Here is a 24,612-nt window from a genome sequence, read left to right as displayed (position 1 = left end):
TTATTATAGTTCACGCAAAGACGCAAAGAAATGTTTTTTTATAAATCTAAAGAAATAATGATACAAAAATGTTAATATAAAGTAGACTAAAAAAGATTATTCTTTGTCTTTGCGTCTTTGCGTCTTTGCGTGAGGCTCTTCTGTCGATTGAAATGCTTTCCACAAATTATCTTCCGGTACAGGCGCAGTTACTTCTACCCGTTCTTTCGATACAGGATGAATGAACGACACTTTACGCGCATGCAGGCTGATTCCCCCATCGGGATTGGAACGCTCTGCTCCATATTTAAGGTCGCCTTTTATCGGGCAACCTATTTTTGCCAGTTGGCAACGTATCTGATGATGTCGTCCGGTCTCCAAATCTATTTCGAGCAGATTGTAATTATCCGAACGGGCTATAGTCTTATAATGCAGTATTGCTAGTTTGGAATTCGGTTTCTCCGTATCGTAAGCATAAGACTTGTTCTGCTTCTCGTTCCTCACCAGATAGTGCTTTAATGTGCCTTCGGTTTGTTTTGGCGCGTTTTTCACTATTGCCCAGTAGGTCTTGCTTACCTCTTTATTCTTGAACATATCGTTAAGGCGGGGCAGAGCTTTACTCGTTTTGGCAAAGATCACAATCCCGCTTGTAGGACGATCGAGACGATGGGTGACACCGATAAACACATTTCCCGGCTTGTTATATTTCTCTTTCAGATACTCTTTTACGATTTCCGAAAGGGGTTTATCGCCCGTCTTGTCTCCCTGCACGATTTCCGATACAGTCTTGTTGACAATGATGATATGGTTGTCTTCGTAGAGAACAGTCATTTAATCAATTATGAATTATAAGTTATAAATTATGAGTTATAACTAAACCGATTTAACTCTTAATCCGATTTACAAAGAAAAGCCTTTCGATTGGAAAACCGAAAGGCTGATCTTATTTATTCTCAGAAATCTTATGATTATGCCTTATTCGGCTTTCTCCATTTCACATTTTTCATATCACCTGTTTCAGCAAATGCTTCGTGAAAACCAAAAGCGTTATACATATCGAAACGGGTGTGCCCTTTAGGTGCATTTTTGATATATTCCTGCAACAACGGGCGATAATCAGGGTGAGCACATTTGTTGATAATCTCCTGAGCACGATCTTCCGGACATTTTCCGCGAAGGTCTGCCACTCCGTATTCTGATATGATAATTTTCACAGAGTGTTCGCTGTGATCTTCGTGAGATACTAACGGTACTATACAGCTTATCTTTCCGTCTTTCGCTACAGAAGGGGTTACAAATATCGACAGATATGCACTGCGCGTGAAATCACCCGATCCACCAATACCATTCATCATTTTTGTTCCCATCACATGAGTTGAATTGATATTACCGTAAATATCAGCTTCAATAGCAGTATTGATAGCGATAATACCGAGACGGCGAACAACTTCAGGGTTATTTGAATATTCGGACGGACGAAGCACTATTCTTTCCTTGAAGAAGTCCAGATTTTTGTATATATGTTCGATACAAGGATTACTTACAGTCAAAGAACATCCGCTTGCAAACTTAACGCGCCCCGACTCCATCAGACCGATAACGGCATCCTGAATAACCTCAGTGTAGACCTCAAAATCAGGAATTTCTTTACTATCGCCCATTGCTGCTAATACAGCATTGGCAATATTACCTACTCCCGACTGGATAGGGAGGAATGTTTTAGGCATACGGCCTTCCGCCATTTCTTTAATGAAGAATTCGGCTACATTAGCACCGATCTTAGCAGTAACCTCATCCACAGGAGCGAAACCGCTACCTTCGTTTTCTTCGTGAGTTTTTACTACAATTATTTTTTCAGGGTCTATTTTAATGAAATTCTTACCCACTCTGTCGCGAACCGCATAAACAGGGATATCTCCGCGTTTTGGCGGATCAAGAGGCTCAGGTATATCGTGCATACCGCGCATTTCTTTCGGGTTCCATGTATTCAGCTCTACTATCACTTTTTTAGCTAAACGGCTTACTGTAGGTGATATACCAACACCGCATGTAGGAACGATTTCACCATCTTCGGTAACATCGCAGGCTTCGATGATAGCATAATCCATCTGGCCATAGAAACCGTAGCGTATATCCTGAGCCAGTGTCGATAGATGTAGATCTGCAAATTTTACTTCTCCATTGTTGATAGCTTCACGCATACTTTTGTTTGTCTGGTATGGTGCGCGAAAATTAATAGCATTTGCCCGCGTTAAAACTCCATCCAACTTGTCACCGGTAGATGCACCTGTGAAAACATTAATTTTGAAAGGGTTTCCCTTTGCATGTTCTTCTTCCGCACGTTTAGCAATAAATCCGGGAACTACCTTAGGACATCCCGCGTGTGTGAATCCGCTAAATCCGACATTGTCGTTGTTGTTAATGAGTGATGCTGCCTCTTCAGCAGTCATAAATTTTAAAGCCATTGTTTTTCTTTTAAAATGTATGATTTATATTGTTCTTTATTGTTCTCTTAAGGCTCTTTGCTTTCGCGCTGCGAAATTACAAAATAATCAATGAACAAACTATTTTAAATCATTAAAATTTAGATTGTTTTATGGTATCAATCAAAAGGGAAACTTTATCAATTAATACTATTTGTACAAACTAAAAATAGCGCCTGTAAAAAGACGCTATTGCTATTTTTTTATTGGGTTTTATTTAAATATGCGGTCGAGAATAACGGCCAAACGCAGCCCTCCTTTCTGTAACTGCTCTTCCATTACATATTTGTATCGGTAACTGTATGCGTAAGACAACTCCGCACCGTTGGATATATTGGCATATACATCGTTTGCCAATATGTAAGTATCATACATCCAGTCTTCGAGTGTACCGGCCTGTAAGGCTCGTTTCTTATCTTTGCTTATCGAGTTGAGGATATTTGCATATTCTGTATAACTGTAGTTTTCGTTATCTACAATTCGGGAATCCCACACACTATGTATATTGGTAGGATTGCGAAACCATGTAACAGAAATTTTATTACCACCCAGATCTTCTTCGCGTCCCATGTGCATCGGCTGATGTGCATCACCTACCAAATGAACAAGGAAGTAAAGTGCTATGCGCTTCTCATCGTCGGATGAATTTTTATTCTGTATAATAGCTTCCAATTTAGGAATTTCGCTATACACATTCTGCTGTGGTGTATTTTTGATAAAGTCGATATAACCTTGCCTGTCCAATCCTCCGGGAGCATTCACAAAATGCCAGATATGTGTATGCTTCCACCGACCCGTAGTATCAGATTTGATAAAGTCAGCCCAATTAGCCCAATATGCCATCGGGTAATTATCCAGAAGCTTATCTATTTTTCTCTTTGTCGACGATTTTATATTTTTCTCTGCTATCTGGGCTATCACCCTGTGCCCTGTGGTTCCCCATGCCTGAACCTCTCTCGGCAGCAATATTGCTGTGAGCAAGACTATTACAATCAGAATCTTTTTCATATTACTTATTTTGTACTTTATTATTCGATTTTTTCACCTCGTAAATGTACAAAAATAATTCGTAGTGAAACGGAAATAGCCTTAATTCGGAGTTATATCTTATCTAAAAACTCACATAGCTTTTTTACTGCCAAAGCACGATGACTGATCTCATTCTTTACATCCATACCCAGCTCAGCGAATGTGTACTTATAGCCAATGGGACGAAATACAGGATCGTAACCGAAACCTGCTGTACCATGTTCTTCGGTGAGGATGTCTCCGTCTATACGTCCTTCGAATAAATATTCCTTTCCATCTGAGATAAGAGCTATTACCGAACGGAAACAAGCCCTGCGATTTTCGACACCATTTAGTTCATGGAGCAATTTCTTCATATTGGCTTTAGCATCGTGTCCGTCTCCGGCATAGCGTGCCGAATAAACGCCGGGTGCGCCATTCAGAGCTTCTACTTCGAGACCTGTATCGTCACCAAAGCAGTCATAGCCGTATTTTTCTTTTACATATCTCACTTTAATAAGGGCGTTCTCTTCAAGGGTTTCGCCTGTTTCGGCTATATCTTCATGGCAACCGATGTCCTGCAAGCTGAGTATATTGAATTTATCGCCGACAACTTCTCTTACTTCTTCGAGTTTGTGAGCGTTATTGGTGGCAAATACAAGTTTTTGTTTCATTTTATATTTTGCAGTATATGATCAAGTAATTGAATAAAAACAGATTTTTCAAACAGATTATTAAATTTATAAGAGATTAGTACAGAATGATGACTTCTTGATATTTCTTCTTTCAAACATTCTATTTGTTTCTTTAATTCCAGTTTGTCAACGCATAGCAATGCTTTTTGTATATTCCGGAGATCAAAATAAAAAGCATCAATTCCACAGCATTCAGCAACACATTCAGTTTCCATTGATTTCCAAAATTCCCATGTTGGCTCAAGTAATATATCAATATTGAATGGTTTTATTGTAAGATCAGGATCAATCCACTCAATCCATTCATTCTGCCCTATATTAATATCTTTATTCACTTATTTTAGTGAATTATATGTTTCCAATGCCTTTTCCAAAACTGTCAACGCATTAGCCAAATCTTCCTTATTGAGCACATAGGCTATACGCACCTCATTCCTGCCTAAACCGGGAGTGGTATAAAAACCGGATGCAGGCGCCATAAACACCGTCTGTCCTTCGTACTCGAAATCGGAAAGGCACCAAGCACAAAATTCATCTGCATCGTCTACCGGAAGTCGTGCTACCGTATAAAACGCTCCCATCGGGATAGGTGAATATACACCGGGAATACGATTGAGCCTGTCGATAAGGAATTTACGCCGTTCGACGTATTCATCATACGTATCGCGCAGATAGTCGGGACTGGCATCCAGTGATGCTTCTGCTGCAATCTGTCCTATAAGCGGCGGACTAAGGCGTGCCTGACAGAATTTCATCAGTGTTTTGCGAAGCTCTTTATTCTTTGTTATCAGTGCACCGATACGAATACCACACTCACTGTATCGTTTGGAAACCGAATCGATAAGCACTACATTTTCTTCGATGCCTACCAGATGGCAAGCCGAAATATAAGGCGAGTTGGTATAGATAAATTCACGATATACTTCGTCAGAGAAAAGGTATAAGTCATATTTCTGTACCAGATGTTTTATCTGGTTCATTTCAGCGCGGGAATACAAATAACCTGTCGGATTATTCGGATTACAGATCATAATTCCTTTTGTCCGTTCATTGATCAGTTCTTCAAACTTCTCCACCGGAGGCAGTGCAAACCCCTCCTCTATAGTAGACGAAACAGGGCGTATAACGGCTCCTGCTGATACCGCAAACGCCATATAGTTAGCATAAGCCGGCTCAGGCACAATTATTTCATCGCCCGGATTGAGGCATGCAAGAAAAGCGAACAGAACGGCTTCCGATCCGCCTGTGGTAATGATAATATCATCGGCCGATACATTTATATTGTATTTCGCATAGTAACCGACTAGTTTCTCTCTGTATGAACGATAACCGTCGCTGGGACTATATTCCAGTATTTTGCGGTCGATATTGCGTATCGCATCAAGCGCTTCATCGGGTGTCGGCAGATCGGGCTGACCGATATTAAGGTGATACACTTTCAGTCCCCTAGCTTTTGCTGAGTCGGACAAAGGAGCCAGTTTTCTGATGGGAGAGTTTGGCATCTCTACACCCCGTTGCGAAATATGTGGCATAATGCAATTATATAATGTATTTCTTTAACAATAAGACGCAAAGATAGGAATAATAGTTATGAATTATAAATTATGAATTATGAATTTAGGACAAACGCATGAAAATAAACATAATTGCTTTAACCGTTTGTAGGGGCGGAATATCTTCCGCCCGAAACAGAAAAAGTCTGCGGGCGGAAGATATTCCGCCCCTATAAGCATCCAAATACAATCCAATAATTTTGATACGTTTGCCTTAAAAATCACAACTATTATTCCTATCTTTGCAGTGCTTTGTTCCAAGACGTTAAGTCAGAACGGATGAAAAGGGAATCAGGTGTAAGTCCTGAACAGACCCGCTGCTGTAAGCTCTTTTCAGTGAACAGTTAACAGTCATCAGTTAACATAAATACTGAAAAAAGTCCTTGAGCAAAACCAGTTCCACTGATTGACAGTAATCAGTCGTCAGTTATAGTTATCATTTTTGTTAACTGTTAACTGCTCGCTGTTAACTGAATATTGGGAAGGATGCTCAAAGATGGAGTAAGTCAGAAGACCTGCAAAGTATATATTCGGACAGCTTTCGAGGAATAAGGCTTAAGAAACTCTGTAAAGGAATCACTTCTTTTCTTTGTTCTTACCGCAAGCAATGTCCACTGAAACAATTGCTTTGATATGGTGATAAGAACTAAATTACTTCCCGCTTTACTTTTTACAGGTTGCCTGTCGTTACAGGCACAGATCAACGATAGCATACATACGCAAAAGCTGTCGGATGTGGAAATATCTGCCAACGCCAAGCCATCAGTATCATTATCGACTTCGCCATTGCAGGTAATCACGAATGAGGAATTGCTGCAAGAGGGGATACAATCGGTGTCTGATGCTGTACGTCGATTCAACGGAATAGTCCTTAAAGACTACGGGGGAATAGGCGGACTGAAAACAGTTGCCATACGCGGTATGGGTGCCGAGCATACAGCGATCAGTTATGATGGAATAATGGTAAGCAATACACAATCAGGACAGGTGGATATAGGGCGGTATGCCCTCGACAATATTTCGATGGTGTCGCTCAACATCGGACAATCAGATGTTATATTCCAAACGGCAAAAGCCTTTGCTTCGGCGGGAACGCTGAATCTGGAAACAGCAATGCCCGACTTTACAAATTACAATTATAAAGGACACGCACGTATTACAGGCGGATCATTCGGACTATTTAATCCAATGCTGGACTATGCTCATAAACTAAGCAATACATTTTCACTATCGGCAAACGGTAGCTGGCAACGTGCCGATGGTAATTATCCATTCAAACAGGAAGATGATAAAATACTGACTGACCGCAAGCGAAATAACAGCGATGTAGACATATTCCGTACGGAAGTGAACCTATACAGTGACTTCGGTAAAGCGGGACAACTGAAAGCCAAAGTATATTATTTCGACTCGGAGCGCGGATTACCGGGTGCTGTGGTAAAAGGTAACGACTATGCTGCCGAACGCCTGTGGGACAGAAATTTCTTTACACAGGTGACATATAATAAATCATTCAACAGCAAATTCAGCCTGAAATCGCAGGCAAAATACGATTATACTTACACCCGATACGAGGACGATCAGGCCAGTATGCAGACAAGAAATACGTACCGCGAGCAGGAAGCTTATCTGTCGAATGCACTGCTATATTCATTGAACCCGAATATCTCATTTTCTTTTTCAGAGGACTTATTCTACAACAAACTGAAAAACAAATTCAGCGGATATCAGCAAACAGGTGATAACCTACCCTACCCTCAACGGTATAATTCGTTGTCGGCTTTAGCTTTTCAATACAAAAACAGGTATCTGACCGTTACTTCGAGCCTGTTGGGCACCTATATTTCAGAAGAGGTAAAGAACAATAAAGAAAATAATACATACAAAAAACTTAGTCCGGCTGTAGCATTGTCATACCGTCCGTTCGAAGCTACTAATCTGCGCGTGAGAGCTTCGTACAAGCATACTTATCGTGTACCTACTTTCACCGAACTGTATTATTCGTCAGTAGAAAAAATACTGAAACCCGAATCATCCCAACAGTTCAATCTGGGACTGACATGGGTAGGTGAAATAAAGGATAGTCCGTTAAATTTTATCAGCCTTTCGGCAGATGGCTATTACAATAAGGTGGATGATAAGATCGTGATTATCCCGAAAACATTTATCGCCACTACGATGAATCTGGGCAATGTAGATATAAAAGGAATAGATTTGCGGGCTGCACTCAATTTTGCCGTTGCTTCGCGAATGGATATAAACCTGTCTGTTACCTATAGCTTTATGCAGGCGCAAGATGTGACGGATAAGGATGCCGACAACTATAAAGACCAGATTCCTTATACCCCAGAACATTCGGGTGCAGCTACGCTTTCGTTCAACAATCCTTATGTGAACTTCTCATATTCGGTAATAGCAGCAACGAAGCGATACAGGCTACCGCTCAACGACAAGATAAATAAGGTGGACGGATATACGGATCACAATATTTCGCTGTTTCGTGAATTTGAGATAAAGAACAATACCATATATGTACAGGGAAATATACTGAATATATGGAACAAAAGATATGATGTGATAGCCAACTATCCGATGCCCGGACGTTCGTTCAAGGCTTCGGTAGGTATGAAGTTTTGATTTGTGATGAGATCGGGAAATAATTATCTATAGAGATATCGGCTAATGCTGATTGGCAAACGGTTTACAACAAAAAAGGTAATGAAAGTAAAAAGAAGCGAAATTCGTTACATTCGTTACATTTTAGTTAAAATTAGAGTTGCCTCCTGCTTTAGCTGGAGGATAAAATCAGGACAATAAATGAAAGGCTTTAGCCGAATACTTTGACTAAAGTCGTTTTCCTTACGACTCCTACCCACGCCTTAAAAGGCGTGGCAACTGATATAACCAGATATCCTGTACTACAAGGAAAAGTAACAAAGAGTAGAAACAACGCGGAAGCATTACTTTTACATACGCTTCGCTCCTGTGACCGTTGGTTGTTACATTTTAGTTAAAATAAACATTTAAAAATAATATAGAAATGAAAAAGTATTTATTAAAAGTCTTGTTATTAAGCATTATAGCTGCTCCGTTTATATCGTGTTCGGACGATGATGATGAACCGTGGGTTGAACCCGAAGTAAACCTTACCGGAGCATATATTTTGAATTCGGGGATGATGAAAACTGTGGATGGGAATCTGGCATATTATGATATAGATAATAAGAAGGTAACGACTGACATCTTCTCTAAGATGAATGACGGACTGTCTCTGGGCGATGCTGTACAAGATATGAAAGTATATGGTTCCAAGATGTATATAACGGTAACCAATTCAAACAAGATATATGTCACCAACCGTAGAGCTAAATTAGTAAAAGACGGCATTATATCTCCGGAGAATGAATCAAAGCAGCCATTGCGTCCCCGATCGATAGTTACCAACAATGGTAAGGTATATGTTAGTACCGAAGCCGGATACGTATTACGGATAGACACTACATCTATGGCTATGGATAAGGTGAAAGTAGGAACATTCACAGAAGAGATGACAATAGTAGGCAATAAGCTCTATGTAACCAATTCCCGTGTGGGAAGCAACATTGTCTCTGTACTAAACCTAAATAATTTTACAGCACAAAAGAAAGACATTGTTGTTGATGACAATCCGGCAGTTATCACCCGCGATGCTCAGGGTAATGTATATGTTATCTGTTGGGGTGATTTTAATGCAGCAACAACTACATCCAGCTTCAACAAAATAGACTCAAACGATAAGGTTACGCAAATAGCTACCAATGCAGCTACCCTGATGGCTGTAGACGGAGATAGAATATTATTGATACTACTGGATTATATAAATAGCATCATTAACTTCTCTTATTATGACATCAATACCGGTAAAATAGAAGACAAGTCGTTCATTACTGACGGCACAGAAGTAGCAGATGTAAACAGCCTCACTGTAGACCCTGTAACCCGAAACATATATATAGGTATAAACCGCAACAACAGTATGGGTGAAATGTATATCTTCTCCTCCGAAGGTAAGCTCATTTCAAAATTCGGTACAGGAGGCTACTATCCGATGGGAGCTTATTTCTTGAAGGGAATAAAGTAAATACCAAATAATGAAACAATTATATTTAACACTGTTTTCAATCTTTCTTACTCTCTTTCTGGCAGGCTGCGGCAATAGCAAACCTGCCGGAGAGGGGGTACTTTCCGGAGAAGAGTATCAAGTGCATTATGCAAAAGGATTCAAGGTGAAGAAATATACCGGTTACACCGAAGTTGCCGTTATCAATCCCTGGGATACGACGAAGCTGTTGCAAAAGTATATTCTTGTTGACAGGGAAAAAGATATCCCTGCCGATCTTCCTGCCGGAACAGTGGTAAAAGTTCCTGTAAAAGGCGTAGCAGCTTACAACACACTACAATGTGCCACACTGAAAGAACTGGATAATGCTTCCATCATAAAGGGTGTTTTCGAACCTCAGTACGTAAAGCTCGAGGATATAGTCAAAGGCATACAAAATGGCTCTATCACAGATTTGGGAGACGCATCGAAACCGGACATCGAAAAACTGATAATGCTGGCTCCCGAAGCCATACTTGCATCACCCATATCGGGTATGAGCTATGGCAACATAGATAAGACAAAGATACCGGTAATAGAAATCCCCGATTATACTGAGCCCGATCCGCTGGGACGTGCCGAGTGGATTCGCTTCTATTCCCTGTTTATAGGAAAAGAGCAGCAAGCTGACTCACTGTTCGACGTTACGGTTAAGAATTACAATGAGATAAAACAGGCTGTACAAAACGCTGCTACTAAGCCTTCGGCATTTACCGATACCAAATACCAGAACAACTGGAATATGCCGGGCGGAAAAAGCTATATGGCAAATATGCTTGCCGATGCAGGCGCTGCTTACATTTGGGCTGATGACAATTCCACTACATTCCTGCCCCTGTCGTTCGAGGCTGTACTCGATAAGGCCGGAGAGGCCGATGTATGGATCATTAAGTACAATTCGCCGGAAGATCTGACCTATGCTAGTCTGGAGAAAGAGTTCAAGCAATACTCATACTTCAAAGCATTCAAGCAAAAGAGCATATACGGATGTAATACCAGCTATTCGGCTTACTTCGAAGATATGGCTATTCATCCCGATTACATACTGAAAGACTTTGCTGCAATATTCCATCCGGAACTATTCACCGGATATGAATTAAGGTATCATAAAAGGCTAAGGTGATAATAAGGCAGGCATAACTCCTGCCTTATTCTTTCCTCTATATATGTCTACCTGAAAGTATAACTGATACCACCCATCAGCCAGAAACCCGACTGAGGTATATTACCCTTATCGAAGTAATGGGTATCGTAGAGGTTATTCAGATTCAGATTGAACGATAAGTCCCGATACTGGTAATTCAGTTTCAGGTCGAGCGTAGAGAAAGCCGGATAATGGCTGTACCCCGCACTCTCCAGATTCTCGAACCGTTCGTACACTCCCATCCGCTTCTGATAGCGGAAGTACCAACCGGCAGAAAGGCCTTTGTATATCTGGTGATTGAATGCCACAGTGAACTTATCACGCAGATAGTTAAGGCTATATAGAGACACAAGGTCTTTGGTATCATTTGACTGATGCATACGGGCATAATCAAGGGATAATGATGATTGCTCACCAAATGCCGGGAGTACACTTCCCAAGCGGAACTTCACTCCTGCTTCTACCCCTTGCGTATTGACTTCGGTAAGGTTCCACGAAGCCCATTTGTCGTTCACCCGCACCCAGTCTATCATATCTCTGCCCCATAGCAGGAAGCCAGTGATGTAAGCATTCACAAAAGCGTTCTTATACTTAACACCAAGTTCCAGCGATTCGGACTTCTCCGGTTTCAGGCCACTGTTGCCGTCATGCGTATCTGTCGTATAATACAGATCGGTGAAAGTGGGCAGGCGGGTCGATTTACCCCATGAAGTAGAGATATTAAGCCCATCCATAGGGCGGTAACTCAGACTGACCGACGGATAGAAGTTATATTCCCCATCGAGCAATGTATTGTGGTTCATCAGCACTCCTGCCGATAGTACGACTCGCTCAAGGTTGAGTGTATGCTCCAGCGATACACTGGTATTTGTGCGGTCGTCATATACTTTATATTTACGGTGAGGCTTAGCCATTGGCTTACCTAGCACCGTACTCATCATGTCTTCTTTTCGCAACTCACCACCAAGACTGGTAACCCCGAGCTTAGATGTGTACATGAAGATAAGGTTGGCGCCATACGTATCATTACGATGATAGTTGCGGCCTTTGTCGGTATCCTTTATCAAGTCGAACTGGTCGTGATGCCTGTCCCAATAGACAATCGGGATAACCTTTAATGTTGAGCCGAACTCTCCTTTCAGCGATCCCATATATGTACTCGTACGCTCGTACTGATTGGGGAACTTAGCTGAATAGAAGGTATTAGCTCCGTATTGCTTGTCATTATACCCGAGCTGCAAATCGAGCTTAGATGTGCCCTGCATCTTCAATCGGGTTTGCCATAGCACATTATAGATATCATAATCACTATTGGCGATATAGCCATCAGAAGCGTTATAGCCTACCGAAAGGCTATGTGTTGCCTGTCCCTTTTGGGCTGCGCCACGTACTTCCATGCCCCGAAGCTTGTGCATACCGACTTCTACACTGGCATAGGCTTTATAGTCCGCATCCTTCTTTGTTATAATGTTGATTCCTCCCGAAAATGCACCGACTCCGTATATAAGGGCAGAAGAGCCATGAATGATTTCAATACGTTCGATATCGGAAAGGTTGACTGGTAGGTCGAAGCTGTAGTGTCCTGTTTGAGCATTAGATAGGTTGACTCCGTTGAGTAAGATCACATTTTGGTCGAATGTTCCTCCTCGTATGGAGATATCGGCTTGAACGCCGTGTCCGCCTCTTTGTATTACGTCTATGTTAGCGGCGTAGACTAACAGATCCTGAATACTTCGGACGGGCGCCTGCTCTATCTCCTGACGGGTGATCACTGTAACGAGCTTCGCTACCTGATTGATAGGAGCCTCCACCCGCGATGCTGTGACCATCACTTCATCGAGCTCTTTCTCCATCACTTTCTGCTGTTGTTCACTATCGGCTGTTTTCTGGGCTGAGACCGTACCTGTCGGTAAAAAAGCGATCGCGCAACCCGAAACAACTCCGATGTTTACCAGCCTGTGCATACTGTTGAATGCACTGTAAGCCTTTCGTACAAATCGTTTGAAACGATAGGCTTGTTGTTGGTTCAAATGTTTTTGTTTCATTTTGATAAATTAATTTTATAAAAAATGTCGCTGCAAAAGTATAAATTATCGTTAATCTAGACTAATACTACAACTATAAATTGAAACAAAAACATCTCCCCCATCACTCCTGTGGGATTTCTTCTACAGGCTTCTGACGAGCTGCTAATATAGTAGCTCTTCGTAAAATAGTTACCGAATGAAGAATAGAGTCGCTCTTTTTCCCTGCTTTATCCATGCATAAAATCGATAATTTGTATTCTCCTTCCTGAAGTCCTCCTCTATGCGATACTCCGTCTATTGTCCTATCCAGCGAATCGGGAATCTGTATTAGTTTGTTCTTGTAAACCAATGTATCTTTTTTATTAAAAATACTTTGTCCCAAACGCATTATCGTATCTTTTATCTCCAGTCCTGCTTTGGTCTTGTAGGTAAGTATTCCGCCCACTTTGAAAGAAGATAAATCGTTACTGCCTGAAAAATGAGCTGTTATATATAGCCATCGGCTTACTATCGCAGTATCCATCGTACGGTTCATCACCGAGCTGTCATTTATTAATATGACTGTCTTTTCTGCAGCAGAAGGCCCGTACATAAGCGTATCGCTCTCATTAAACCTGATATCCGATATTACAGGACGTTCTTCAGACCAATCATCGCCTTTTTCACATGATGAAAAATAAATGAGGGGTAATAAAATAAACAATATTATTGCAAAACAGAATTTTCTCATATTCCAACTTATAAATTACAGACACGAAAATACGATAAAAAGACGAATTACTGATTATGTACTAAACGGTATTCTCAAAAACAGCTGAAAATTACGCCCTTGCTCCGGTATATTGATCCGGCGATACAAGCTCATATGATTCAGGTAACGCTTATCGAATATATTCAATACCTGCATATTCACATCTATAGATAATTTGGAATTTATTTTATACACTATTCCGGCACTCAGGTCGAACAGGTTCGCACCTGTTGTCTTTTCCTCTCCTGCCCCTACCCTGTTCTGATCGGCGAACAAACGGTGTGTAGCACTAATTTGGTAATAACTTATTTTTTTCCGGCTTATATTATTATTCAGAAACATTACCCCGTTGGTCATTGTAAACGGAGGCGTAAATGGTAAAGGTTCGTGATCGTCGAGATTCTTGTTCAAAACAAGGCTGCCATTTGTCGATAGCTCCAGTTTTTCTATCATACGCCATTTTACCTGGTATTCACCTCCTCCGTATATTGCTTTCGCTTGCGAATATTTATAAGGCTGTTGTTCGTAAAGCTGAACAGATGAGTTATCCACTGCTTGCAGAAAAATATAATTGGAATAATAATATACAAAGGGATAAAGAGATACCTGCAATGGATGATAGCGCCCATCCAAACCTGTTATATCCCTACTCAGATCGATATCCAGATTCATTGTATAGCCATGTTCGGAGGCAAGATCTGGATTTCCTATTTCATATCTGAATGCAGCATGATGCAAGCCATTAGCACCCAACTCATTTGCAGATGGCATCCGGTAGCTTTTACCCAGATTCAACTTTACTGTTAAATCATTTATCGGCCTATACCTGACTCCAACACTCCCCGAAACACCACCAAAATTACGGTTTACATTATAGGCCCTCTGCGCATAATCCTGTATCAATTGAGCTCCATAACCTTCTTCCTTGAGATGAGAAGCCAGTGCCTCATCATAGAAACCTGTTATATCCATATGCCCCGCATCGTATCTGACGCCTCCAAGCAGAAGCCATTTATCGGAAATTTCGTAGCCGGAAGTATAGGCAATACCACCCGATACCTGATTGTAACGTGGCAGAAAGTATTCGAATCCGCCAATCCTGTTCTGTTGATATTCAACATTGGTACTAAAATTATTTTTCCATTTATTCTGCATACCTAAAGAAAGGCGTATATTGGTTGAATATGTCCTTAACCTGAAATCTACTGCCAGATCGTCATCTGTAGCCGGTACAGCCTGCCCTTCGTAATGCTCGTGGAAATGCTCAAACTCGCGACGGTGATTGCTCTGAAATGCCGTACTTGCCTCCAATTTTGTATTTTTATCCTTTTTCCATTCTGTATTATTGGTTATTACAAAATGATTCGATGTAGAATACGGCAATCCTATATTACGATGAGATGTATCAGTCTCGCTATCATGGTCATGATCTGCGTCTTCTCCTTCATGGTCGTGATCGTCATGATCATGTGATAACTCAAACAATCCGTTTTTCTGATAGTTATTGCTGATATTCAGGTATGTCGTAATATTATTTTTTCTAAAGCCTAAAGTACCGGATACACTTTGTTCGCGTCCTGCTGTGTTCGGCACACGTTTATCCGGCAATGGCATCTTTTCTTCTTCATAAATAAAATAATCGGCAGGAACTCTGTAATCTGCATAATCCCTATAGCTATATGAACCCCTTGCATACCAATTTCCCTTCTGCCATTCGGCAATCAATGCACCGCCGAGCATATCGTTATTGGACGCACCCATCAATACGGCTTCTCCACCAAAATACTTACTTTTATCTTTGAAGCCATATGGCTCTATTTCTATAGCTGTAGTAGCCGATGAGCCTGATAATAAAGCATCGGGGCCTTTATGAATTGTAGCTTCATATACATCGAACTGACCGATTTCCATGCCATGATCGGCTCCCCATTGCTGGTTTTGTTGTATTATACCACGATTGATAACGGCTACACGATTGAACCCAAGCCCTCTGACAACAGGCTTTGCCGTTCCTGCCCCTATACTCATAGCCGTAGCTCCGGGCACAATATTCAGTGTCTGAGCAAAAGAAGTAACAGGCTTATCCAGAAGCGGCCCCCGATATATTACAGTTCTTGCAACGCTTGAGGTATTAACATCCACAAACACCTCATTAAGAGCTATATCGGCAGGTATTAAGCGAATATCGACATGTGTTATATCTTTAGACAGATCAACCTTAACACTGTCTTTTTTATAACCTATAAAATCTATGTACAATACATACTCCTTTTCTTCAAGATGGCAAAAACTAAAAAAGCCAAGACTGTCGGTTATTTCTCCGACTGTTGTATTTTGAACTGAGACGGATGCTCCTGCTATCGCTTTCCCATTCTCGGCATCTTTTACCGTACCCGACAAACTGCAAGATGACTGGGCTGATAGCTTTGCAACGGAGAATAATAATAAAACAATTACAATACCTAACAATCTATTCTTAAACATCTTAATTTATATATTTTAATTTTCAATATTTATTTTAACTAAAAAGTAATGAAAGTAATGCTTTCGCGTTGTTTCTACTCTTTGTTACTTTCACCCTGTAGTACAGGATATCTGGTTATATTAGTTGCCACGCCTTTTAAGGCGTGGGTAGGAGTCGTAAGGAAAACGACTTTAGTCAAAGTATTCGGCTAAAGCCTTTCATTTATTGTCCTGATTTTATCCTCCAGCTAAAGCAGGAGGCAACTCTAATTTTAACTAAAATGTAACGAAACAACGTTCGACAGTAGCCAATTATCATTCGCCTCTACAGACTAGTATTCTCTTTTTTTGCGTCTTTGCGTCTTTGCGTGAGACGATTTTTAACTAAAAAGGTAACGAAACAACGTTTGACAGAGCAAGCGGAGTCAATATAACGTTTTTCATCACTTTTTCATTTCATTACTTTTCTTTGATTCGAACAACTGCTAACCAAGTACACAAACGCTTTCCGCTCATCATACTGATAAAGTTTCCGAAAAATAATTCATTTATTTCTGCTTACATTCGGGGCATGTACCTTCTAGCAATACATCGACCGAATCGACCGTAAATCCGGCAGGTAACCCCGATGGAGCAGGCATAGCCGTTTCAAGGCAAGTTACACTATCACACTTCAAACAATGAAAATGAGCATGATCGTCCTGAAGCAACGCTTCGCGGTTGATAGCATACTTCACCGTCGAATCGTGTAATATAATGCGATGTATAATACTTTTTTCCTCCAGCGTTTTCAGTGAACGATAGAAAGTAACCCTATCGAACAAATCGGGCAAGGCTTGTTTAATCTCATGCTCGGACAGAGCCGACTCATTATTCAATAACTCGCTGATTATAAACTTACGGCAACCCGTATTTTTCAGGTTATGATGTTTTAATATTTGTTCTGCATCCATTTTGCAACAATACTGTAAATGAAACAATGTTGCAAATATAACACAGTTTCAATAAAAAAGTTCACTCATATTCAAGTTTTTCATTCTTCATTCTTCATTTTTGTGTATCTTTGCCCCCGCATTTCGCAAACGGAGCGATTGACGTTGACGATAATATCACTTTCTCCGTTACGACCGGAATGCCAGTTCATCCCAAAAACGCTTAGATGTAAGCTATTTTTGTATTGTTGCACTTTATTAATATTCGTATGGATGAAGGAGAATATCGAACTACTGACAGCAGAAACAAAGCTTCTGCTTGAGACCGGAGACATCAGTATGCTCCGTATGTTCCTTGACGATCAGAACATCTCCGATGTAGAAGATCTGATAGACGAACTACCTGATTACGCCCCACTGTTTATCGACACGATGAGTATCAAGAGGGCAATAAATGTATTCAGGATTCTGGATGCGCCCACACAAGAGCGTATAGCAAAAAAACTTACAGGAAACAAGATTGCGGAAATAGTCAACGGACTGCCTCCCGACGACCGGACGTCCTTCTTGGGCGAACTGCGGGATCAGGAATTACAACACCGCCTCATTTCACTGCTGACTCCCGAAGACCGCAAAGAAGTCTTCATGCTGCTTTCGTACCCCGAAGACAGTATCGGGCGCATGATGACACCCGACTTTCTGGCCATATCGAAAGATTATACGGTAGAGGAAGCATTAAAGTATATCCGCCACAACGGTAAAAATTCGGAAACGATAGACGTCATTTACATTCTCGACGAAAAAGGAGCATTGATAGACGACCTCAGGATAAGGGAACTATTAATTAACGATCCACAGAAAAAAATATCGGAACTGATAGACGGACGGCTTATCTATCTGAACGCGCAAGACCCACTCGAAGAAGGTATAAAGACATTTAAGATGAACAACAGAGTAGCCCTTCCTGTAATCGATTCGGCTGGGTTGTTACTTGGTATTGTTACCATCGACGATATATTGTGGGCGGCAGATGAAGAATATGCCGAAGACATGCAACGGATGGGGGGTACGGCCGCTCTGGACGAGCCATACCTCGATCTGCCTGTTTACAAACTGATATGGAAACGTGCGGGATGGCTGATAGTACTGTTTGTGGGAGAGTTGCTGACTGCTTCCGTCATGCAGCATTACGAAGAGCAGTTGGCACAAGTAATTGTTTTGGCCTTATTCCTTCCACTGATGATTTCCAGTGGAGGTAACAGTGGCTCACAAGCTTCTACCCTCGTTATACAGGCTATGGCTACAGGTGAGGTGAAACTCAAAGACTGGTGGCGCGTTTTCCGCCGCGAGGTAATTTCGGGACTGAGTTTGGGCATTATTCTGGGTGTAATCGGATTTTTCCGTATTTATATATGGCATCTTATATTTCCCAGCCTCTATGGTGAACACTGGACCATGGTAGGTTCTACCGTATCGCTGGCTCTTGTAGGCATTGTCTTGTGGGGATCGCTCATTGGTTCCATGCTGCCGTTTATACTCCGCAGATTGGGTGCAGACCCTGCAACATCGTCGGCTCCGTTTGTAGCCACTATTGTCGATGTCACCGGACTGATCATATACCTGACTATCGCAAGCTGGATATTCGGCCCGTTGATGAACGGATAAGCAAAAGATATTTATGCGAATCAGTATTTGATGTTATATCAAATAAACCTTCAATTTGTATAACCTCAATCTTAGTCTGGAGTTAATAGATTTAGCTCATGACTAACGCGCACTCCTGTGCTTGTTTTTACTTTTGCATCGCCCAAAAGTAAACAAAAGTCTAGTGCTTCGCTCCTCTGCGACCTGTCAACGGCTTGACGGCTAAAAGGGACAAACGGGCTATCGCCCCATCCCTTTTTACGCCGACTGCACCGGACAGGTGCCCGCTTGCGGAGCTAATGCACAGAGTCGCACGCGCCGACAAGGCAGAATAATCGTCACTCAATCGAGCGTCAGCACGCGCCATTAGCTTTATGGACGGGGTACCCGTAGGGTGAGAAAGGCGTAAAACAAAAACGTGTTTGAGCTTAGCTGCTGGTTCGTATTATGTAAAAACCATGAGCGAGTTTTTTTGTTTAGCCTTTAAGCCCTCTAACGGGTCGTCCTATGAAGCGGGGCGCTAAAGACTTTTTGATTCCTTTTGCGGCTTTGGGCAAAAGGAATGCAAGCAATCTGTGATTGCGCGCAGTAGAAAATAATAGAACAATTAATCTCAACTACTGATTCGTATTATTTATAATAAATCAGAGGAGGGTAATATCTACTCTCCTTTCATTTTTGATGCCAGAGCTTCAGCACATCGCTCCCCATCCATCGCCGCAGAAACAATACCTCCGGCATAACCCGCTCCTTCACCACAAGGATAAAGTCCTTTTATTTCGGCATGCTGCATGGTTTCTCTGTCGCGCACAATCCGTACAGGTGAAGATGTGCGGCTCTCTACTGCGAGCAGTATAGCATCGTTGGTCAGATACCCTTTATAGCTCTGCCCCACCTTTCGGAATGCCTCCTGTAAACGGACAGCTACAAACTTAGGCATCCATTCGTGCATCGGGGACGAAACTACACCGGGAGTATATGATGTATCGGGCAGTGAGTTACTCTTCTTTCCGTTCACAAAGTCGTAGAGACGCTGTGCAGGTGCTACCTGAGTTTTTCCGCCTTGTATCCATGCTTGTTCTTCTATATCTTCTACAAATTTAAGCAAAGCCAGATCTCCGTATTTAGCATATTCGGGAAAGTCTTCGGGATGAATCTCAACTACAACCCCCGAATTCGACCAGCGTGAGCCACGATTCGATGGCGACATACCATTTACAACCACCTGCTTTGGCCCGCTTGCCGATGGCACTATTGTACCACCCGGACACATACAAAACGAATAAACACCACGTCCTCCGGCCTGTACCACATAGCTGTATTCAGCAGCAGGGAGATATTTGCCACGTCCTTCTTCGCAATGATATTGTATCTGGTCTATCAGGTGTGATGGATGCTCTACGCGAAAACCCACTGCCAGGCCTTTGGCTTCTATCTTTATCTGCTGCTCGTGAAGCATATAATACACATCGCGTGCCGAATGCCCTGTTGCCAGAATCACCGCACCCAAAAAGGTTTTGCCTGTATTGGTTTCAATCCCCACTACTTCATCCCGTTCTATTATCAACTTATCCATCCGCGTTTCAAAATGAACTTCTCCTCCCGAAAGGATGATCTGTACACGCATTTTTTCTATAATACCGGGTAGTCTGTCTGTTCCTATATGTGGATGCGCATCGACAAGTATAGATGTATCTGCTCCATGCTGGCAAAAGACATTAAGTATCTTATCCACATTTCCGCGTTTCTTGCTACGTGTATATAGTTTTCCATCAGAATAAGCTCCTGCCCCCCCCTCTCCGAAACAGTAATTCGATTCGGGATTTACTACATGTTCACGATTCATAAGGGCGGTATCCCGTTTCCGGTCACGCACATTCTTACCCCTTTCTACTACTATGGGGCGAACACCCAATTCAATTAATCTCAAGGCGGCGAAAAGTCCGGCAGGACCTGCTCCCACTACTATTGCCTGCGGACAATCTTTTACATTCGGATAGTATGTACTGATAAACGCAGGATCGTTTTCCTCCTCTCCTACATATCCGCGTACACGCAGATTCACATATATATTGCGTTGGCGAGCATCTATGGAACGACGAAGAATACGTACCGAATTGATTTCGTTAAAGGGGATGCCCGACTGGGTGGAAAAAATACGCTTAACTTTTTCTATATCAGACGCCTGTTCGGGCGTAATGCGTAAGTCTATATCTTTTTGCATGAAAATACGGATAAATAAAACACAAAGGTATGAACAATTTAGGGAAAAGATAGTTTAATAAAGTAACATTCTCAAATGTGTTAAAACTATAGATAGAAAAAGGACTCAAACCGAATATGGCCCGAGTCCTTTTTTTATTTTCAGATCAGATATCCGCTTATTTTACAGGAATATCTTTATTTACATTCTTACTTCCGATCAGTGCATAATATAGCAGGAATGCAAGACCCAAAATTACTACCCAGTAACTTGTCATATATGTTGACATATCTGCTACCTTATTTTGGATAAGCGGAAGAACTCCACCACCTACTACCATCATCATAAAGATGCCGGATGCTCTTGCTGTATATTTACCAAGACCTTCTACTGCAAGGTTGAAAATACCACCCCACATAATAGATGTACAGAAACCACACAACACTAACAATAAAGCGCTTAAAGGAACCTGAGTCATAGCAAAAGACGAACCTGTAAATACAGGCATGGCTGTCATTACGGTCTTAGGTAAAAACATTGCAGCTAAAACCAATACGATACCCAGACCTGATGCACCTGTTAGCATAGCTTTACTGGAAACCTTAGCACCGATAGAAGCACCGATAAAACGACCGATAAGCATGAGGAACCAATAAGTTCCGGCTACGAAACCTCCAATAGAAGCTGCACTCGCAGCATCAAGGCCTGCACCTTTATCTGTCACATCAGACAAGAAGAAGTTAAGTGTTCCCGGTATCCCTATTTCAATACCTACATATACAAAAATACCAATGGCACCTAATACAAAATGACGGAAAGCCCAAGGAGAATGCTCAAATACAACAGCTCCCTGTGTTTTGTCTGCATCCGGGTCTTCAATCTTCACAAAAAGTAATGCTATAAATGCAAAAGCAAATACTCCCATTGCAATGAATAATACAGGATTTACATCCGTAATAGCAGTACCTGCTGTTACCTGACCGATCAAAGCACCAACAAACATTGGAGTCAAAGTTCCGGCCAAAGAGTTAAATGTACCTCCGGTTTGAATTAGCTGATTTCCTTTGTTACCACCGCCACCTAAAAGGTTAAGCATCGGGTTAACAACTGTATTTAGCATACATACAGAAAAACCTGCAACGAATGCACCCAACAGATAAACATAGAAATTAAGTGGCAAGCTAAATAATTCGGCTCCGACACCTACAATTCCTGACAAGAACTGTATAAAAACACCTAAGAATCCGACTGCGATAGCCACCAAAGCTGTTTTCTTATAACCTATATTGGTTAACAGTTTACCGGCTGGTATTCCCATAAAGAGATATGCAAGGAAATTCATCATATTACCTAGCATTCCCAAGAAGTTAGAACCTCCTAATGCGGGCTGATTTTTCCAAATTACTCCAATCGGTGCGGCAAGATTCGTCACAAATGAGATCATCCCAAACAAAAGAATCATTGTCACAATGGGTACGATCGGTAAACTTTTTTTCGTTGTACTACTCATAATAAATTTTTACTTAGTTAGATTGTTCTTTATTTTATGTATTATTCAATTCTTTATCTTATCTGCACTTTCTTCAGTTCTGTTCAAGGACTCAGGGAGTAATTAAATTTCATGCACTCAATTACCCCCTGACTTCCTCCGGGATATGGGGTTAACATATCCAATTCATGGTCTTATTAGGTCAAGTGAAGATTGTTTCCACAAAAAACAACGTAAAAATAACTATCTCTTTTTAGCTCTCAACTAAAAAAAACCTGTTGTACAACATATATTTTAGTGAGTACAATATATTTATTTTTATAGCACTCAAATATTTATTTTCCCTTTTCCTGTAAGCGTTTGAAGCTGTTTACACAATACATGAAAAACATTTAGTCAGATTATCAACTGCTTATCTATCAAAACATCCCGCTTTGCATCTAGAACAAAGTAAAATTCTAAATTATTTACACTTCTTTATTGCCACAAAAAAGAATATAAAGTCCAAAAATTCTTAATTAACAATTCAACATGTTTAACAATATTTAATATTACTAATTTTGTATTCATATCTAATACTAAACCCTATTGATAAAAGAATGTTATATTCGTAAAAAAACGCAAAGTATAATGGAATCTATTCGCAATTTGTACAAAATCGGGCATGGCCCTTCTAGCAGCCATACTATGGCGCCTCAGAAAGCAGCGCAGAAGTTTAAAGACGAAAATCCTGAATCGACAGCCTTCAGGGTAACACTGTTCGGAAGCCTTGCCGCAACAGGCAAAGGACACATGACAGATATCGCTATCATAAATACCCTAGCTCCTACTCCGACCGAAATCGTATGGAAGCCTGAAATCGTGCTTCCCTTCCATACTAACGGAATGCAATACGAAGCATTGGTAAACGGACATCTTGTGAAGGAATGGACTGTTTACAGTATAGGCGGCGGAGACCTGTCGGACGGTACACAGAAAATAGATAAGGAAACCGTATATGATATGAATACCATGAAACAGATACTGGAATGGTGCCTGAAAACAGGTAAAACATTCTGGGAATATGTAGAAGACATGGAAGGAAAAGAGATATACGACTACCTTGCATCCGTATGGAAAACAATGGAAGCTGCCATACACAGAGGCATGGATGCCGAAGGACTGCTACCCGGAGGATTGGGACTGCAACGCAAATCATCCATGTACAGTATCAAGGCTAAAGGCTATAAAGGTTCGATGCGCAGCCGTGCCCTCATATACTCTTATGCCCTTGCCGTATCAGAGGAAAACGCCAGTGGGAATATCATTGTGACAGCTCCTACCTGCGGATCGAGCGGGGTACTGCCATCCGTACTTTATCATCTGAAAATGAATCACGATTTCAGCGACCAAAAGATAGTAAGAGCATTGGCCACAGCCGGGCTGATAGGCAATATAGTAAAGAAAAACGCCTCTGTATCGGGTGCCGAAGTCGGTTGTCAGGGAGAAGTGGGCGTTGCCTGTGCAATGGCTGCCGGAGCTGCTTGCCAATTATTCGGAGGATCGCCCCAGCAAATAGAATATGCTGCCGAAATGGGACTGGAACACCATCTAGGCTTAACCTGCGATCCGGTATGCGGACTAGTACAAGTACCTTGTATTGAACGTAATGCCTTTGCTGCCGCACGAGCACTGGACTCCTGTTCATTCGCCATGTTGTCTGACGGGAAGCATCTTATCAACTTTGATAAGGTAGTACGTACCATGCAGCAAACAGGTCACGACTTACCTAGTCTCTACAAAGAAACTTCGATGGGTGGACTTGCTGTAAATCTCGATAGCAAGGATGAATAATATCGCTCATAGCATGAATCGGGTAAAGTCTGATTATTAATATTTTATTCAATATCAGCTATCGACAGGCCCCATCACTTATTGTAAATATACAATAACATAAACCTTTGTATTTCTTATACATAGACAATATTTATTTAATATAAGTTTTAATATACCAGCTTATTTCCTACTTTTGTATAAAAATTAAAATCATATAACAAGATAACCAAAATGACCACAACAGACTTATTAACCAAGGGTGCTGACAACCTCCGCATTCTATCTGCC

General features: G+C 41.4%; 18 protein-coding genes and 1 riboswitch. Of the genes, 5 read left to right on the top strand and 13 right to left on the bottom strand.

The features are described from left to right. Positions 1 to 96 precede the first annotated feature (96 nt). The 6 genes from M2448_RS09860 to M2448_RS09835 form a co-directional block, all read right to left on the bottom strand. Positions 97 to 810, bottom strand: a complete 714-nt coding sequence (locus M2448_RS09860) for an RNA pseudouridine synthase (RefSeq protein ID WP_280646144.1) — start codon at positions 808 to 810, stop codon at positions 97 to 99. A gap of 137 nt (positions 811 to 947) precedes the next feature. Continuing rightward, positions 948 to 2,444, bottom strand: coding sequence for an acetyl-CoA hydrolase/transferase family protein (locus M2448_RS09855; RefSeq protein ID WP_280646145.1), 1,497 nt, complete (start codon positions 2,442 to 2,444; stop codon positions 948 to 950). A 231-nt stretch (positions 2,445 to 2,675) separates the two neighbouring features. Further along, on the bottom strand, positions 2,676 to 3,470 hold the full coding sequence (locus M2448_RS09850; protein ID WP_280646146.1) for a S1/P1 nuclease: 795 nt from the start codon (positions 3,468 to 3,470) through the stop codon (positions 2,676 to 2,678). Positions 3,471 to 3,562: 92 nt separating this feature from the next. Then, complete coding sequence (locus M2448_RS09845; protein WP_280646147.1) at positions 3,563 to 4,144, bottom strand: non-canonical purine NTP diphosphatase; 582 nt, start codon at positions 4,142 to 4,144, stop codon at positions 3,563 to 3,565. Then, positions 4,141 to 4,500, bottom strand: coding sequence for a DUF6331 family protein (locus M2448_RS09840; RefSeq protein WP_280646148.1), 360 nt, complete (start codon positions 4,498 to 4,500; stop codon positions 4,141 to 4,143). The genes M2448_RS09845 and M2448_RS09840 overlap by 4 nt, the downstream gene beginning before the upstream one ends. Next, on the bottom strand, positions 4,501 to 5,697 hold the full coding sequence (locus M2448_RS09835) for a pyridoxal phosphate-dependent aminotransferase (RefSeq protein ID WP_280646149.1): 1,197 nt from the start codon (positions 5,695 to 5,697) through the stop codon (positions 4,501 to 4,503). A 256-nt stretch (positions 5,698 to 5,953) separates the two neighbouring features. Continuing rightward, positions 5,954 to 6,256, top strand: a riboswitch (cobalamin riboswitch). A gap of 95 nt (positions 6,257 to 6,351) precedes the next feature. On the opposite strand from M2448_RS09835, the gene M2448_RS09830 reads away from it, so the two are divergent. From M2448_RS09830 to M2448_RS09820, 3 genes are all read left to right on the top strand, one after another. Then, positions 6,352 to 8,355, top strand: coding sequence for a TonB-dependent receptor (locus M2448_RS09830; RefSeq protein ID WP_280646150.1), 2,004 nt, complete (start codon positions 6,352 to 6,354; stop codon positions 8,353 to 8,355). Between the two features lie 403 nt (positions 8,356 to 8,758). Further along, on the top strand, positions 8,759 to 9,838 hold the full coding sequence (locus M2448_RS09825; protein WP_280646151.1) for a DUF5074 domain-containing protein: 1,080 nt from the start codon (positions 8,759 to 8,761) through the stop codon (positions 9,836 to 9,838). Between the two features lie 10 nt (positions 9,839 to 9,848). After that, positions 9,849 to 10,979, top strand: coding sequence for an ABC transporter substrate-binding protein (locus tag M2448_RS09820; RefSeq protein WP_280646152.1), 1,131 nt, complete (start codon positions 9,849 to 9,851; stop codon positions 10,977 to 10,979). Positions 10,980 to 11,026: 47 nt separating this feature from the next. Here the strand turns inward: M2448_RS09820 and M2448_RS09815 are convergent, their stop codons facing one another. From M2448_RS09815 to M2448_RS09800, 4 genes are all read right to left on the bottom strand, one after another. After that, positions 11,027 to 13,045, bottom strand: a complete 2,019-nt coding sequence (locus M2448_RS09815) for a TonB-dependent receptor (protein ID WP_280646153.1) — start codon at positions 13,043 to 13,045, stop codon at positions 11,027 to 11,029. A gap of 103 nt (positions 13,046 to 13,148) precedes the next feature. Further along, complete coding sequence (locus M2448_RS09810) at positions 13,149 to 13,757, bottom strand: hypothetical protein (RefSeq protein ID WP_280646154.1); 609 nt, start codon at positions 13,755 to 13,757, stop codon at positions 13,149 to 13,151. 54 nt (positions 13,758 to 13,811) lie between these two features. Continuing rightward, on the bottom strand, positions 13,812 to 16,262 hold the full coding sequence (locus M2448_RS09805; RefSeq protein ID WP_280646155.1) for a TonB-dependent receptor: 2,451 nt from the start codon (positions 16,260 to 16,262) through the stop codon (positions 13,812 to 13,814). A gap of 527 nt (positions 16,263 to 16,789) precedes the next feature. After that, positions 16,790 to 17,194 (bottom strand): transcriptional repressor, encoded by a 405-nt coding sequence (locus tag M2448_RS09800; RefSeq protein ID WP_280646156.1) that lies wholly within the window; start codon positions 17,192 to 17,194, stop codon positions 16,790 to 16,792. A gap of 252 nt (positions 17,195 to 17,446) precedes the next feature. On the opposite strand from M2448_RS09800, the gene mgtE reads away from it, so the two are divergent. Continuing rightward, entirely contained in the window at positions 17,447 to 18,838 is a 1,392-nt protein-coding gene (gene mgtE / locus M2448_RS09795; RefSeq protein WP_280646157.1) for a magnesium transporter, read from the top strand. Positions 18,839 to 18,998: 160 nt separating this feature from the next. On the opposite strand, the gene M2448_RS09790 is transcribed toward mgtE, so the two are convergent. The 3 genes from M2448_RS09790 to M2448_RS09780 form a co-directional block, all read right to left on the bottom strand. Continuing rightward, entirely contained in the window at positions 18,999 to 19,184 is a 186-nt protein-coding gene (locus tag M2448_RS09790; protein WP_280646158.1) for a hypothetical protein, read from the bottom strand. A gap of 294 nt (positions 19,185 to 19,478) precedes the next feature. Further along, the gene (locus tag M2448_RS09785; RefSeq protein ID WP_280646159.1) at positions 19,479 to 21,041 is read right to left on the bottom strand and encodes an FAD-dependent protein; all 1,563 of its coding nucleotides are present in this window, start codon (positions 21,039 to 21,041) and stop codon (positions 19,479 to 19,481) included. A 157-nt stretch (positions 21,042 to 21,198) separates the two neighbouring features. After that, the gene (locus M2448_RS09780) at positions 21,199 to 22,530 is read right to left on the bottom strand and encodes an MFS transporter (RefSeq protein WP_280646160.1); all 1,332 of its coding nucleotides are present in this window, start codon (positions 22,528 to 22,530) and stop codon (positions 21,199 to 21,201) included. Positions 22,531 to 23,139: 609 nt separating this feature from the next. On the opposite strand from M2448_RS09780, the gene M2448_RS09775 reads away from it, so the two are divergent. Beyond that, a complete protein-coding gene (locus M2448_RS09775; RefSeq protein WP_280646161.1) occupies positions 23,140 to 24,342 on the top strand; it encodes an L-serine ammonia-lyase in 1,203 nt (400 codons plus the stop codon). The last annotated feature ends 270 nt before the right edge of the window (positions 24,343 to 24,612 follow it).

Origin of the sequence: Dysgonomonas sp. PF1-14 (genome assembly GCF_029892965.1) — a bacterium.
GTDB lineage: Bacteria > Bacteroidota > Bacteroidia > Bacteroidales > Dysgonomonadaceae > Dysgonomonas.
This window is presented reverse-complemented; position numbering and strand designations above follow the sequence as displayed.